Origin of the sequence: Nostoc sp., from assembly GCF_036917465.1 — a bacterium.
Classification (GTDB): domain Bacteria; phylum Cyanobacteriota; class Cyanobacteriia; order Cyanobacteriales; family Nostocaceae; genus Nostoc.
Window position 1 is genome coordinate 1 of record NZ_JBALDL010000095.1, and the last position, 15,515, is coordinate 15,515.

Here is a 15,515-nt window from a genome sequence, read left to right on the forward strand (position 1 = left end):
AAAGGAGCTTGACCCTCAGCTAAGATGTAAAACCAGAGTGGGGTGTCGTTTTGCAGACTCTCAGCAATTGGCTCAAACTTGAACAGTGCATCCCCCGCCGAATTTTTACCCGCTGGTTGTCGCACACTGAGTTGATCTGATGTGAGAGGGATAGCCTGAGTAAAACCTTTGTCCTGTAAAGCTTTGACAATCTGTTGCCCCCCTTGTACTCTATAGTTGTTGCCTCGCAATAAATTAAGCAGTGCCAGGGATGGACGTGGTGGTACTACTTTCTTGTCTGGCAAAGTGTCAGGGCTTATTGCATCTTTAACTTCTTTAATAACCCCCCCAACATTCTGGCTGGTCGGCAACACAGGGGACGGTAAAACGCCAAGTGGGTCAACCAAGTTGGAATCAATTTTGTAAGCTAGTTGTAAGCGTACTTCTGGTCTTTCTTTGTCATTAGCAGGCTTGTTACGAAGCTCATCGGGTAAAACTCCTGGACTTGTGAGTGGGAAAAAGCGTGCCCAGTTATCAATGACATGATGACTCGGCAGTGGCTCGAATCCTAACAAACTGTCATCGTCTGGTTTGTCATTATCGCTACCCGGGAAAATGCTAAAGCGTTTATCATTGTTGAGACGATAACCAAAGCGCACTCCAGAATGTCCAAAACGGTAAGCTGCTACTACAAATTCGCGGGGTAAATTCTCGCGTTTGTCTTCTGTGTAAAGAGCATACTTTTGAGCGCGTTGGTCACGAGTTTTGTCTTTTAAACCTTCTAGAACATCCGCGTTAACAATGCGCGGCAAAAAGTCTTCTATCACTATCTTTTGATAAGCCCAGCGTACTTCGTTTTGTGCTGCTTCAAACAAAGCAGTACCTGTTAGTTTATGATCGTCTTGCAGTTTCTGATTGTCTTGTTTGAGCTTTGCTACTACTGCATTATGATACTTGACAAAAGACAATTGGATTTGACTAATGATCGAGTTTTCATCATTACGTTTGTCACCAACAATCGCGCGACCATTGGGGCTACGCAGTAGGTCTTGATCTGCCTGATTTTTAAAGTCTTCAACTAGCTTTGTATTACTGGCGGTAGGTTTAACCTGATTTTCAGTACCGTTTTTATATAAAAGAGTAGCCCCATCCTCAGCGTACATAAAAGGTTGAGCATCAGGTCCGTCACCGTATAAGGAATCCAAATCAAAGCGTGGAGTTCGTAAATTACTTGGCAAACGATCTTGAGAACCAATATCTACTGGGTTCAAAGATGATGTGTTATCAAAGGTTAGATCGTGATCGATGAATTGACCAAAGTATGTATAACCTGCTGGTAACAGCAAATTTTCTTCAGGATCAGGACCATCTTTGACTTTATCAGGCTCCGACTTCATGCTGTTAGCAAGTTTTAGCAGTTCATGGGTCGGATAGCTTTTTGCTCTTAAAGGCAGTAAATGTGTAAATGCTTGTTCTCGTGTGCCGACGGAACCGTGACCAAATCCACTCATATGATGCTCCAAAATTAAGGTAAAGTTAATTGATTGAATGATTATTGCGTTAAAGCAATCTGCACTTTAGATTTCGATAAACTTATCAAAAGAAAGTGATTTTGACAGCTTTGACACTTTTGTAAGCAGAGATGGCATAGCCTAGTTGTCAAGTTAATGTCGGCTACGATGTATCCCTGTCTATCATCAGATTTCCTCCTTATAGATTTGTTTATTTTCTGAAAGCTTCTTGTCACTCTTTAGGAAGAGACCAGAGTTTGATGGTTTTGTCGGCACTGCTGCTGGCTATCATGTTTCCATGCGGTCTGAAAACTACTGACCGCACGCCTCGCTCATGACCTATCAAATTCTCCAAGAGTTTGCCTTCAGGCAACCCCCATAACTTGATAGTGCTATCATTGCTACCACTAGCTAATCTCTTGCCATCGGGACTGAAAGCCACTGACCACACAACTCCTTCATGTCCAATTAGGGAGTGCAACAATTTACCAGTGGGCATTTGCCAGAGTTTGACTGTCATATCAGCACTGCCACTCGCTAAAGTCCGTCCATCAGGGCTAAAAGTCACTGAGCGCACGGCTTGTGAATGAGCATTCAGGGTTTGTAGAACAGCACCATCCATGAGCCGCCAAATTTTGAGTGTGCCACCCTCATTGCCACTAGCTAAGGTCTGCCCATCGGGACTAAAAGCAACAGTTCTTACCCACTTTCCATCCAAGAACTGATGGACTTGTACGCCAGTCTGCATATTCCAGATGCGGATGGTTTTGTCAGCACTACCACTGGCTAACCACTTTCCGTTGGGGCTGATGGCAACGGCTTCTACATCATCTGTATGGCCATCTAGGGTACGAAGCAGTTGCCCCGTCTCTAAATTCCAGAGTTTAATACGGTTATCCCAACTGCCACTAGCGAGCAGCTTGCTATCTAGACTGATGGCAAGGCTTACCACTGCATCGCCGTGTCCTTCTAAAGTGTAGAGTAAGGTGTTACTAGGCAAATCCCAAATTTTAATTTTTTTATCGTAACTGCCACTGGCAAGGAAGCGTCCATCAGGGCTGATTGCGATCGCGTAAACCCAAGTTGAATTTCCTTGGACAGTACGTAAGGGTTGAGTGGTTGCAACAGAGATAGTAGCAACACTAGCGTTTCGGAAGGAAGACAATAGGCTAGCACAACTGCTACTACCAACCAAGATCGTTAGGGTGCTGATTGCCAATGCTGCTGAAGATTTCCAGGTAATTTGTTTCGATCTCATAACAGGACATTCCTTGTGCGAGTGGGAGAATAATCTGACTTGGACCCACTGCGTAACGGTGTCGGAAACTAGCGGTACTAGGCAGTAATTTTTTCTGGAATTTGAGATGATAAGGCTTTTTCTCTCGCTTTTTGTTGTTTATTTCGATATTCAATCCAGCGTCGCATCAGAAATAAAAGAGTTGTCGTAACAATCCCTACTAGCGCAATCGGGGTTAAATAGCTCCAATGCTCTGACATTTTGTCCCAAACGTGCCAAGTGAGCAGGAACATGGCTAAGTAAGTCAGGGTATGTAATCGCTTCCAATTTTTTTTCAGTCTTTTGACACTCCAGTCATTAGAAGTAATTGCCAATAGGGTAAAAATTATGAAGGTAGATACACCTTGGATATAAATCCAATAGGTATTGGGATCTAAAAAATCAAGGTCTCTCTTTTTCACTAACAGGAAACCGTGAAGCAAAGCCAAGCAGAAAGCTAGAATACCGATAATTCGTCGATATTTTAACAGCCATTTGGGAAGGATCGCTTGTTTAGTTTGAGGAAAAATGATTCTGAGATTCGTGGGTATTAAGGTGAGAATATAAGCTCCTAAAGCTAGAAATCCCAGGCTGTTTTCTAACGGTGCTGTATCGATTGCTGCCATGAACAATCCTCGTTAATTTTTTAATAAAAGCCAGTTTTTTATAAGTTAAATATTTCCTACACCTACATCAGCGAGTCAGGTCAAAGCTTGCCATCGTCAGACTGGTATATTTATCTAACTCCACTGCTAACTGAGTTAAAACCTGAGATTTACTGACTTATTTCTGACTTATGACTACTTTTGTTATGACTTTTATCATGTAAGAATTGAACAGTCGTCATGAGAGGATGTTTGTAAAGCCTGGGTACTTCTGTAGAACTATCTACGCCTAATTAGATATTTATGCAGTTTTGCAAAAACTGGGGTCAAATTTGTAGGGCAACAGAAGTGGATTTGCCAGAATCAGGGTAAACGCTTCAGTAATCCCAGCGTGATCTTCTGAAAGGGAATCTCGCGCTTCAATTTCTGCCGTACTTGCACCCAAAGTCTTTATAAATGGGAATGCTTCGTCCCGCACAATCCGCAACATTTCCTCAGAGGTTGGTGAGGTTTTTGAAATAAGACCAGCGACAACGCTGCTGAAAAAGGGGGTTACTAACCAATACTTCTCAATACTGCTTAATTCTTAACCGAGAAGTATTGGATTGCGAAGCTGAAGCTGCTGAAACCCAGACGTGGATAGAGTTCGTTGTTAAATGCAATTGACTGAGTAAAAAAGATTGAAAATGCAGCCATCACAGCATCTTCTACCTGATATATAGTAGACCTCTTGCATAAGTCAGTTTCAGTAACGTAACTACAATACTTTCAGCCTTCGTTTTGGCACTTATGCAAGAGGTCTAGTATTATTTCCGGGTTTCCTTTCATCTGGTAAATCATGTAATTGTTGACGTAAAAATTGTATTAGTTCAGGAATTCCTAGAGTTGCTGCCAAATGATCCATATTTGATTAATTTGACGCGTTGTCGGATTTTTAACTCACCGATTTTACCTCATCTGACAACAATTATAAATTTTGGTAGTGGTAAATATGTAGTGATAGTAGAGCCTGAAACTCTTACTATACAAGGACTGAAAAGATAAAAATCACTACTTCTATACCACTATCTAAATTTTTATTTCGATTCAGTTCTCTATTCTAAAAACAGGTATGGAGGCTGCATAACTGGGGTTAATTCCTCCCGATAAGAGAAACAGCAACAACACCCAATATTTAGGCTTGACAGTCATAGAGTTAATTGTGTTGTGCTGCGGGTGGAGGATTTGGGCGAACATTTTTCTTATACATGCGATCGGCAAATTTCTGTCGTTGCTCTGGGTTCAAAATTTCCCGAATAGCAAGCGTATTTTCAAACTGGGTATCAGTAAGCTGCTGCTTTACAAGCTCGATTTGGTTATATTTACCCCGCACTTGCTCTTTAGTAGCTGTCCCTGTTATCAGGTCATGTAATTCCTGTTGTCCTTGACGTATCTCCTGTGATTTTTGGGCTATCTGCTGTTTGGATTGATTATGAATTTCCTTAATCTGTTGCAGTTGCTGGGATGTCAAATTCAAATCCTTGAGCCATCCCCCTGATTTACCACCATTTGGATGAGGTACACTTAGGGGGCTTTGGGCAATAACTTGGCGTAAAAGTAAAGTTGGCTTGGCCAGAGCAATAGTGCTACTAAAGGCAAGCATCGTCACCGCCAAAATGGAAACACGACGGATTAACATCAAAGCGATCTCCTATTCAGTATCTAAGTCTGTAAAATGCCATACATCACTTTCCAGATGTTCGTTACTGACTGTTCCTTGCCAATTGCTTTCAATAAAATTTTGCAATGTGGCAAGTTCAGCCGGACTCGATTGAGCCGGTATGAAGGCGCAGTAGCCAACTATAGCAGCTACTAATCCAGCAGCAAGAGCAGGTAAAACTAACCTCGGTCTTGAATAGTGGCGTAAGGGTGGCTGATGCCAAGTTTTCACCTGTTGTAAAATTTGTTGTTCTAAATCAGGTGAGGCTGGCGGAACTTCTGGGCGATGTTGGCACAGAAAATTAATTAGGTCAGGATCATCATTAGGGAGCTGAGTCATAACTGTACTCCTTGATTTTGGAGAAATTGACGCATAGCAGCACGAGCATGGAATAGGCGTGACTTGACTGTTCCCAAGGGAATATCTAGGATTTGTGCTACCTCTTTTTGAGCTACTTCTTCCAAATCATGCAAAACCAATATCGTGCGATGGTCAAAACTTAGGTTTGCTAGTCCCCGTTGCACAAGGTCTTGATAATGCAGATTCATTAACTCTGGAGCTTCCTGTTGGGTAGGAGTTTTTTCACTCAGAATCTGTAATTGAGTTCGCCTTTTAACATCTGCCTGTCGTTGGTCACAAGCCAGGTTCCAAGCGATTCGGTACAGCCAGGTAGAAAATTTTGCTGTTTGGCGAAACTTGGGCAATCCTTTCCAAGCTTGCAGAAACACTTCTTGCACTACATCGTCGAGAGACGCTGGAGTGCATAGTTTATAGAGGATTGACCTCACACTTTGCTGATGGCGACGGTAAAGCTGACCGTAGGTTTGGGTATCACCCCGTAGGCACTGCTGTACTAAATAACTGTCAGATTCGCTTTCAGATTCGCTAATGAATTGATTTGCTTTTGAAACCTTGGTTGGCACAACTAACACCTGAGGCGCTCCCCCCTATCCGTTTCGTAGCTTGTATTTATTAGACCGGATGAATGCGAAAAAGGTTCAAATGGGTTAGAAGTTTGGGCACCTTTTGAACGGGGGATTTTATGGTCGATTTCCATCAAGTCTTCATAAGGGAGCAACGCGATTTTGTGAGGTGCTGAAATCTGGGACGTGTATAGGTTGTTTCAGGATGCGATCACCTACGGTGGGCGGTTACGCCATCGCAACTAAAAAACCAGGTTTTGTTGACAATATAGGGGTGTAATTGAGAACTAAACCCCGATCTCACTTTTTCGCGTTGCTCCCCCTTAAACCGCACTTAGCCCCTACAGCTTCCCCTACCCTCAGACCGTGGCGAAACATGAGCAACATCAGTGTATAATCACGGTGAGAATAACAAGCTTTGCGTTCTAGCGCGGCATCGAGTATAGATCGCACCTCACTTGGTCTAAGGTATTCTCGCTTACCTGTAATGCTTGTTGGGTTTGCGAGTTGGGGGCGGTGGCCTCATTTAATCCTGGTGATAGTGTCCGGTGTACACGGTATTTTCTGGACAGTCTACACCGCTTGAAGCCCCATTATTTCGTCAAAATATTAATCATCTAAAACTCTTCATCTAAACTTCACAAACCTTAATTAGACGTAGAACGAACGCTCATATCCCCTTCTGTTTGAATGGATTCTCATTTCTCCTCTTACAGACGGCTACTCCAAGCCCTAATCAGGATTTAGGAGAAACGTTTCTCCTAAATCCCAAAATCGTTTAAAAGTAACTCCTTTATCGTCATTGTCACGCGGTCAGGTAGCACTAATCGGGTAGTGCTTCATGTCTTATGTTTCACGTTTCAGGCGAGTGTAGGCACTGTTTCATAGCGTTTCATCCCCGTGAAACACTATAAAACCCTGTGAAACAGTTTCATGAAACACTCCAAGCATAGCAGGTGACAGTGTAGACGAAATGTAGATCGCAGTACATCACACCGCTGACGGTATGCTGCTAAGTGCAATAGACTTCCAAGGTCTGTGTGCATATCGGATGATTTCTGTGCTGGTATGAATTACGCCGTGACGTTTCGTGTGCCGTAGCGCTGCCGTAGCTTATAGCCTATATAGTGCAAGACTTGCCGTGATTATCGTTTCACAAAACGTTTCGGTGTCTGTCCACTGTCCACAACCCAAATGTCTATTATTTTCACGGCGAAACGAAAAGTCCACCACGGACAGAAATAGACAGAACCCTTGTACAACACGGACACCAGTAGATACCACAGCAGACACCAACAGACAGGGAGTGTCTGTCAGACACCGAAACGGACAGAGGTATGCAGCAACGTACCATCTTTTGTCGAGCGGCTGCTAGATGTTGCAGTCTTCTCTAATTCCTTAATAAAAAGACAAGTCTCTAACGCCGATAAGCATTACTCTTAGCAACCTTGCAGCCGTCTGACTTACGGATTTATCCAGAGGATGTTGTAATGTCTACAATGCTTCTACCTCAGCGTCATCAAAGTGGAATGAAATAACCTTGCTACCCCATTGTCTACATACTGTATACGTTTATGTCTACAAGATAACCCGATGCTAATTGTCTACAAAATCGTCTACAAAGCAGTCTATTAATGTTTGAGATATTTTCTCTTACAAGGTTGCCTGGAAGTTGTAAACAAATATTTAGCAGTCCCAAAATTGGTTGTAAAAGCCCGTGCGATGTGGCAAAAATCAGCGTATAATCCCAATAAAGGAATATCGCGCCACAAATCGGAGATTGGACCCTCCAAAATGTGACGACTTCCCCTCCCATGTCATTACCATGAAAGGAGCATAGATAATCATGTCAGAAATTCCGAATATAGTACAGCTAATTACCATTCCCGCGCCGATATTTCAAGTAGGTGAGACGGTTGAATGGACACTTGATGGTGAGACTAAGCACTACACCATGAGGGGTTCAGTAGTAGGACGGATCTATACAGAAAGCTTTTATGACGATATTTCCGTTTGGGAATATGCAGTTGAAATAATCCCGTCCCTGATAGTTCCTCGCGGAAACTGGAAGGTCGGATTTGACACGGTTGAGGAATTTGAACTGCAAAAATATGTTGTTCAGCCCCAATATGTGACAGGTGAAGATGATTCTGAACCAACCAAAAATGCTTTGAGCATTTGTGCTGCTTAGGGTTTTGCGGTGAAGTTGCGGTGATTAACGCAACTTCACCGCAAAACCTGCAAACGTAGACCAACCCAAGTGTCTGGATAAAACTGTCCCGACCTGACGGCGCGATCGCAATTCGGGCGCTTGCGCCATCGCAATTCGGGCGCTTGCGCCATCGCAATTCGGGCGCTTGCGCCATCGCAATCATAGAGCGATCGCGTTATCAAGCACTTGATTTTGCGAAGCGTTCATATATTTTTCTAGCTGAAATTAACAGTACTCACGAACAGTCAATATATGTATACAGAACAAAACACTGTATGTAAAACACCAGATGATATGCTGCCAGATAACAGAATTGGTCAGCAAGTATATGCGCCACTAATGCCAAAAATAATAACCGCCTGTGTTTAGACCACGAGCGGTTATTCAAACCTTATAAATAAAGGCTTAAGAAGTATGCCTAGTTTAGCAAAAGTAGACAGCAAATGTCTAACAATTGCAACAGATGCCGAATGGCACTCACCAGACAATAGCTGGCTTGCAACAACGTTCTCCTGTTCTTCAGGCCACAGGTTCCTATTCTTAACTGAATTAGTTAGTGATAAATGCTTTGCAGCCCTAACAGACTATTGCGTACGCCAGGGCATAGAGTTGATATTCTTGACAATAAATGATGAAACCGATTTGCTCTCAATAGTTCTAGAGCGACTTAACTCTAAGCACAAACATATCAAATTGCTAATGTTTTACTCCCCAAAAGACCTGGAGTATGCAATGGGCTGGGAGAAAATACGAAAACTATATCTTTCAACTACGGTACAGCAAAAGCGAAACATTAGCACTCCAGTACCAATCACATTGCAAGTTGGAGATAGAAGTTATAGCTTAAGCATCAAGGACATGAAAGGTTGGGCTGGTACGGGCGGCTTGCAATCACTTGCAAAATCGGTAGGCTTTCAAATGACTGCTAAATCAGAGATGGATGGGTACAAAACTAAAATGCGAGATGGACTTGAAGCTATGCCTGCCATCTTTGCTGCTTACGCGATGGGTGATGTCGATGATTTACACGAAATCTACAAAGCTTTTGTTGAACTGGTTCGTTGGGTACAAGCTGACATTATAGGTATTCCAGTTGAAGATTGCTTTACTGAAGATAATATCCCTATGACCACAGGTTCACTCGTGGCAGCTACCTTACTAAAGTGGCTGCACACCCAAGGAGCTAACAAAGAGCTAATGCAATTCGCAATGAGAAAGCTTGGCTTGCTGGACACCTCTGCTGTAAATTATGATTACAACTTGAAGGCTTATCTACACGCCACATCTACTTATCGCACGACTGAGAGCTTAGAGCAAGCACTATCATTAGGACAGGACAAGCTTTTAAAGCAATTCTACCAAGCAAAATATAAATACCTTGCCATCAGTCAAGCTAGTGTTAACTATTTTGCTGGAGTTACCTGCGATAGCGCAGCTTTTTCGGCTATCGTTCAAGGTGGTCGCTGCAATAACGAACGACCTAGTGAATATGTTTGCCGTATTGGTGCTGACATTGACTTGCAAAGTTGCTATGGTTCGGCACTTAGAGCTTTTATTTATCCTTTGGGGCTGCCTACAGTTTGGAGTTATCGCCCTAACCAAAAACGCCCTACACTACGAAAATGGCTTGCTAAGAACGAAGATAATTTAGTTGATAACTTATGGACTGCCACCGTTAGCGGTGATTTAAACTTTGCTCAAGATTTGATTTACAGCAAGTTAGTTACACAGTACCAAATTAATCATGCTGCACTTGGCGATTGGGATAAAGATTATTCCGACGACCACCGGGACGATGATATCGCTCACATTCCTGGTGAACTTGCACTCATTCGCAAGCAAATTCGCAATGGTATTATCACCACTGATGTGATGAAAACTATCAAATCAGTTGCGACAAATAATGAAATAAAGCAACTGTTGGATATGGAATTAATTTGTGCTGTCGCTTACCAATCATGTGACCAAGTTTGCGGCGTTGATCAATGGATAGCTACTGTGATTGCTGATAAAGGTCGTCTCCAAAATAAAGACGGCTTGCACAATAACACTATCGATAATCGTACTAGAACTTGGGTAGCTTTACCACTTGAAGGCTTCATAGGTAATTTAGTTAATCAGCGTAATCTGCTAAAACTTGTCAAGAAATCTGATGCCAATGAAGACGATAAGTTTTTAGCAGATGCGAAGCAGAACGCGCTAAAACTTTTTGTTAACACCTGCTATGGCGTGTTAGCATCGCCGTACTTTGCAGTTGGTAATACTGTCGTTGCCAACAATATTACTGCTCGTGCCAGGGTAGGCGCTTGGATGCTAAATAAGAGTTTGCATACACGCCAGTCTATAACTGATGGTGGTATGTATTCGCTAATGGATGTACCTGTACTGCGTGATAATGCAAAACTCCCAGGCTTGGATCTTCTCAATGACAACAAGCTGTGGTTTGACACGAAGAATTACACCCGATTTTTACAGCCTCTTGCAGGGATGGACTGGGATATAATTTTTCAAGAAAACGGTAACGAATTAAAACAACTTGACCTATTTGCAAAAAATCATATCGATGCTTTTTGGCAGCGATACGGGCTTGAGTTACCCTTTGATATTGAACATAAGTTAGAGAATACTTTTACCATTGCAACCTATATTAACAAAGCGCACTACTGTTTAGTTCGACTTGAACATGACAATAATCTCACCAATAATTTTCTCTATCGCATACGTGGCGCTCGTGATTACAGCAATGATAATATACGCAAACATCCTACTTATCAACTACTTTATAATATGGCTTGTGATGGCGATAATTTCCCACAAGAGCTTACTTATGACCATCAATCACTACTAAAAATTAACAAATGGCTTGAGATTCAAACCAGCAATGGTTATCAAGAACTAAAAGAGCTTCGACCTGGCGATGAGCTAATTGAAGAACGTACAGCCCGCTACAACAACACTCACTTCTTCTGTGACACTGTAAACCAATTTAAGAAGCGATCCGAACGAAAAACTTATATCGCTGGAAAGCCGATTGAATTTTTCGAGCGATACAGACAAGATGGAATCAAAACTGTACATACGCAAATGATGTTGGATTCACTACAAAAAGTTGAAAATGGCAAACAACTAAAAGAAAATTGAGCTTAACCCCACCGTCGCCCCAGTTTTAAAAAAAAGGGGGGGGACGGTGGGGTATTAAAAACTGACAACCATGCGGGTTTCAGCGTTCGTAATCCTAAGTGGGGTTTAGATTAGACCCCCCAGGATCGGGTTTTTGAAAAAATACGTATACGGAAACCAATCAAGTTGTAGTGTTTATTGTTGCATCAATCATATTGTGAAAATTTCGGTTTAGGTTTCGGTTTCGTCTTTGGGTGGTTTTGCTTTCTTCTCGAAAATCTGAATACCAGCGTCAAGGACTTCAAAGGCGTTACGAAGGCGTGGGCCAAGCTTGCCAGAGATAGAGCCTGCCCAGTTAGGTAATTGAGAAGTAGTAACTTCAGCCTTGTGCCAAGTTTTAGCTTTGATGAAAGCTACGAAGTTAACGCCATTGTTGTCAGTGAGAGTAATTTCCATTTTGTTGTTAGGAGCGGGTTTTGCAGTCGGAAGTGCGCCGCTAAATTTGATAATGACTTCACTGCGAACATCTCTAGAGATTACACGCTGTAGGCCAAGGTTAGTCATAGAAAATGATGAAGAGATATAGAATGTCAGATTATATAAATTTAACTGGAGTCGTGTTCATAAGGTCAGAAGGATGAAAATAGTCGTGTATATCTTTTAAGTATGTAGAAGATGTACTCATTGCCCCAGGCGTTTTATATAAGCAATTAAATGCTGTATTCAGCCTGTTGTACGTTGTGTGTCTGGGTTGATGTTAGCGCTGTATCCCGGTTGTGTCCCCTAGCACCCTCTGCCCCCTATCCCGTTGCGTGGGGTTAGGCAAGCAATACGCCGTAACGCGCTAAAGCGCTACTATTCCTACGGAATAGCGTCGTGTTTGCTTGTTGGGGGTGTCCCCCAAACCCCCGGAAAATAGTTCTTTTCAAGGTGAGAATAAGCCAACAATAGGTTCCGGGTTATTCGCCTACCTGCTCGGCGCTTCGCGCCATAGCAGCTACAGCGAATAACCCGGTGATAAATAAATAATTTAATAGCTAAAATCCTAATATTTATGCTGCCAGAACCCCGTACCAATCTTAGTAATCAACTAGCTGACACATTAAGTAATCGGTCAGTATCACCAGATGATAAGCTAGAAATCACCATTACGTTTTGGGACAATACCCGTGAATGAAATTAACATCTGACGATTTATTACTAATACTAAATCTGCAAATTGTAAGATATTAAAAAATTTTTTTTCAAAAGCCAATATAACTCAATAATTTGTTAGGTTAATTTAATAATACTTAATTATTATCTATAAATAAATATCATCCAAAGTAGCGTGTCAAAATTGCTAATTACATAGATGTCCCTTATTCTCACAGGTTTTGCTGAAATAAGAAATTCTGTGCGTATACATTGACAAATATTGATGAATATTTGAACCTAATAAGAGTTTAATTCCAGTCCCAATTGAAAGTTTTGTATGGGAATTCAAAAAGAATATCATCAGCTACTTGCTCAATTTACAAATGGATATGATCTACAACCAATCGCTTCACGCTTATCAACTATGATCAAAGAATCCTTGGCGAGCAATCCATCAATTAAATGTCGTAAAGGACCAATTCTAGTACCAAATTTTATCCTAAATGTTCGTGATTCTCTCCACTATCCGCCGTGACTTAAGTTATTTAGGAGTCATGGATTGGATGATATCTGGATTAAGGTGGTTATCCTGTTGTCTACCAAAAAGACTTATTGCTGAAGGTACCGTTACTCATGCGAGAGTTCGTATCGGGTTAACAGTTTTTCAAGTAATTTTTTAAAAACTTACTGCGAGTTTTACAACATTTAAACCTGACTTTCATAAATGGACTACAGTAATATTTGATGGTTCTACAGGTACTACACCTGATACTCAGAGGAATCGTGATAAATTTTGCAAATCGAAATCTGGGCGAGGAGAAAGTGCTTTTCCCATGCTGAGAATGGTGACATTATTATCAGCATAAACACATCTTATCCTAGTCTTTGCATATGGTTCTAGCCTTGGTAAAGGAACTGGAGAGAGGTGTTTAATGACTGTGCGTTCGCTGATTTTGATGCTGTAAAAGGAATTAATAGCTTTATCGGTAAAGGTTAAGACGATTTTTCAAGCCAAGGTATTATGAGAGAGTATTTTAGGGTTGTGTGAAGTTAGGATTTTTTTGGAATGGTGTGTATCAATGAGCGGGATAGAAGTAAAAATAAACTCCGAGCGGATAGACGATATTCCATTGATAGTGGAATGGCTCAAGCAAATTGAAATAGCCAAATATATCGACCAAAAATTGAATAAACCACACGGAAACCACTAAGGAATGAGCTATGGGCAGTTGAGTGTATTATTGCTAACATACATAATCACTCAATCAGACCTTCGATTGTGTGCAGTAGAAGCGTGGGTAGAAACACACCGAAGAATATTGGAATTAACGACGGGATGGTCAATACAAGAGAAAGATGCTAGCGATGATAGATTGGCAAGGGTGGTAGAAGAATTAAGAAAGCAATCACTTGCTAGGCAGGAAATAGAAATTAAATTAGGAAGACAGACAATACTGCTCGGTTAAGGGAAATGGGAGGTGAAATCAAGAAAAATATGTTTGCGAATGATATACGCGAACTATCTTCCCTTTTCCATATCCCGTGAAAAGTTAGATACGTATACCCCGACGCTACTCATTCCCAAAGTAAATTCCATACTTCATTTATTCAGTCATCAGTTAACAGTAAGGTAACTGATGACTGTTTACCTTTTGTCTTAGTAAGCCCGACCATTGCTATATTTTGGTATATGCAAGTTCTCAGAATTTGTGAGCAAGCCCTAAAATTCACTAATACCTAACTAGTCACAAACAAGCAAAAACAGATTGCATAATTATCATTTTTACCATCAGAAAAAACTTGAGTTTTTGTGGGTGCTGGTTGGAGGCTGCAATTCTCATTTTGAAACGAGTTTGCGTCATTCCAGCGATACCCAGGATAGTTAAGAATTGTTAAACCCTTGTCATGCAAGGGTTTAAATGTCATGAAATCTTAAAATGAGAATTGCTGGGTTGGAGGTGGCTCGATCTTTTGACCTGCAAATTTGAGTAGGTTAGCAAAGATAACTTTCTTATCACCACCTAAAATTGGCTGCCAATCTTTAGGTGCTTTATTAATATAAGACTCCTGATCAGAATCTAAAAGTCCATAAAATACCTCGGCTACAATCCGACCACCTACCCAACCTAGCTGAGTTTTAGCGCCAACACCATTTAGTAAGTCTACTTCGGAAAAACTTTTTCCCACACCAAAGTGATCTACTAAAGGAGCTTGACCCTCAGCTAAGATGTAAAACCAGAGTGGGGTGTCGTTTTGCAGACTCTCAGCAATTGGCTCAAACTTGAACAGTGCATCCCCCGCCGAATTTTTACCCGCTGGTTGTCGCACACTGAGTTGATCTGATGTGAGAGGGATAGCCTGAGTAAAACCTTTGTCCTGTAAAGCTTTGACAATCTGTTGCCCCCCTTGTACTCTATAGTTGTTGCCTCGCAATAAATTAAGCAGTGCCAGGGATGGACGTGGTGGTACTACTTTCTTGTCTGGCAAAGTGTCAGGGCTTATTGCATCTTTAACTTCTTTAATAACCCCCCCAACATTCTGGCTGGTCGGCAACACAGGGGACGGTAAAACGCCAAGTGGGTCAACCAAGTTGGAATCAATTTTGTAAGCTAGTTGTAAGCGTACTTCTGGTCTTTCTTTGTCATTAGCAGGCTTGTTACGAAGCTCATCGGGTAAAACTCCTGGACTTGTGAGTGGGAAAAAGCGTGCCCAGTTATCAATGACATGATGACTCGGCAGTGGCTCGAATCCTAACAAACTGTCATCGTCTGGTTTGTCATTATCGCTACCCGGGAAAATGCTAAAGCGTTTATCATTGTTGAGACGATAACCAAAGCGCACTCCAGAATGTCCAAAACGGTAAGCTGCTACTACAAATTCGCGGGGTAAATTCTCGCGTTTGTCTTCTGTGTAAAGAGCATACTTTTGAGCGCGTTGGTCACGAGTTTTGTCTTTTAAACCTTCTAGAACATCCGCGTTAACAATGCGCGGCAAAAAGTCTTCTATCACTATCTTTTGATAAGCCCAGCGTACTTCGTTTTGTGCTGCTTCAA

The 15,515-nt window shown here is 41.8% G+C and carries 13 protein-coding genes and 1 pseudogene; 4 read left to right on the top strand and 10 right to left on the bottom strand.

Annotated elements, in window-relative coordinates:
• From V7K38_RS25785 to V7K38_RS25820, 7 genes are all read right to left on the bottom strand, one after another.
• On the bottom strand, positions 1-1,490 hold a 1,490-nt coding region (locus V7K38_RS25785; protein WP_334861979.1), incomplete at its 3' end, for a peroxidase family protein.
• A 232-nt stretch (positions 1,491-1,722) separates the two neighbouring features.
• Positions 1,723-2,748 (bottom strand): WD40 repeat domain-containing protein, encoded by a 1,026-nt coding sequence (locus V7K38_RS25790; RefSeq protein ID WP_334861981.1) that lies wholly within the window; start codon positions 2,746-2,748, stop codon positions 1,723-1,725.
• Between the two features lie 77 nt (positions 2,749-2,825).
• Positions 2,826-3,392: a ferric reductase-like transmembrane domain-containing protein gene (locus V7K38_RS25795; RefSeq protein ID WP_334861983.1), complete on the bottom strand. Its 567-nt coding sequence runs from the start codon at positions 3,390-3,392 to the stop codon at positions 2,826-2,828.
• 280 nt (positions 3,393-3,672) lie between these two features.
• Positions 3,673-3,861: a hypothetical protein gene (locus V7K38_RS25800; RefSeq protein ID WP_334861985.1), complete on the bottom strand. Its 189-nt coding sequence runs from the start codon at positions 3,859-3,861 to the stop codon at positions 3,673-3,675.
• Positions 3,862-4,566: 705 nt separating this feature from the next.
• Positions 4,567-5,049 (bottom strand): Spy/CpxP family protein refolding chaperone, encoded by a 483-nt coding sequence (locus V7K38_RS25810; protein ID WP_334861987.1) that lies wholly within the window; start codon positions 5,047-5,049, stop codon positions 4,567-4,569.
• A 12-nt stretch (positions 5,050-5,061) separates the two neighbouring features.
• Entirely contained in the window at positions 5,062-5,409 is a 348-nt protein-coding gene (locus V7K38_RS25815) for a hypothetical protein (protein ID WP_334861988.1), read from the bottom strand.
• Entirely contained in the window at positions 5,406-5,993 is a 588-nt protein-coding gene (locus tag V7K38_RS25820; RefSeq protein WP_334861990.1) for a sigma-70 family RNA polymerase sigma factor, read from the bottom strand. Before V7K38_RS25820 ends, V7K38_RS25815 begins: the two co-directional genes overlap by 4 nt.
• Before the next feature lie 1,846 nt (positions 5,994-7,839).
• Between V7K38_RS25820 and V7K38_RS25825 the strand changes: the two genes are divergently transcribed.
• Positions 7,840-8,184, top strand: a complete 345-nt coding sequence (locus V7K38_RS25825) for a hypothetical protein (protein WP_334861992.1) — start codon at positions 7,840-7,842, stop codon at positions 8,182-8,184.
• 24 nt (positions 8,185-8,208) lie between these two features.
• Here the strand turns inward: V7K38_RS25825 and V7K38_RS25830 are convergent, their stop codons facing one another.
• A complete protein-coding gene (locus tag V7K38_RS25830; RefSeq protein WP_334861994.1) occupies positions 8,209-8,364 on the bottom strand; it encodes a hypothetical protein in 156 nt (51 codons plus the stop codon).
• Between the two features lie 540 nt (positions 8,365-8,904).
• On the opposite strand from V7K38_RS25830, the gene V7K38_RS25835 reads away from it, so the two are divergent.
• Positions 8,905-11,346 (top strand): hypothetical protein, encoded by a 2,442-nt coding sequence (locus tag V7K38_RS25835; RefSeq protein WP_334861996.1) that lies wholly within the window; start codon positions 8,905-8,907, stop codon positions 11,344-11,346.
• 210 nt (positions 11,347-11,556) lie between these two features.
• Here V7K38_RS25835 and V7K38_RS25840 read toward each other — a convergent pair whose 3' ends face one another.
• Positions 11,557-11,889, bottom strand: a complete 333-nt coding sequence (locus V7K38_RS25840; protein WP_334861998.1) for a hypothetical protein — start codon at positions 11,887-11,889, stop codon at positions 11,557-11,559.
• A gap of 490 nt (positions 11,890-12,379) precedes the next feature.
• Between V7K38_RS25840 and V7K38_RS25845 the strand changes: the two genes are divergently transcribed.
• Both V7K38_RS25845 and V7K38_RS29730 read left to right on the top strand, forming a co-directional pair.
• Positions 12,380-12,502, top strand: a complete 123-nt coding sequence (locus V7K38_RS25845; protein WP_334862000.1) for a hypothetical protein — start codon at positions 12,380-12,382, stop codon at positions 12,500-12,502.
• Positions 12,503-13,541: 1,039 nt separating this feature from the next.
• Positions 13,542-13,916, top strand: a pseudogene (locus tag V7K38_RS29730) (DUF4277 domain-containing protein); the annotation flags it as partial.
• Between the two features lie 478 nt (positions 13,917-14,394).
• Here V7K38_RS29730 and V7K38_RS25860 read toward each other — a convergent pair.
• Positions 14,395-15,515, bottom strand: a 1,121-nt coding sequence (locus tag V7K38_RS25860) for a peroxidase family protein (protein ID WP_334862006.1), incomplete at its 5' end; no start/stop codon positions are given.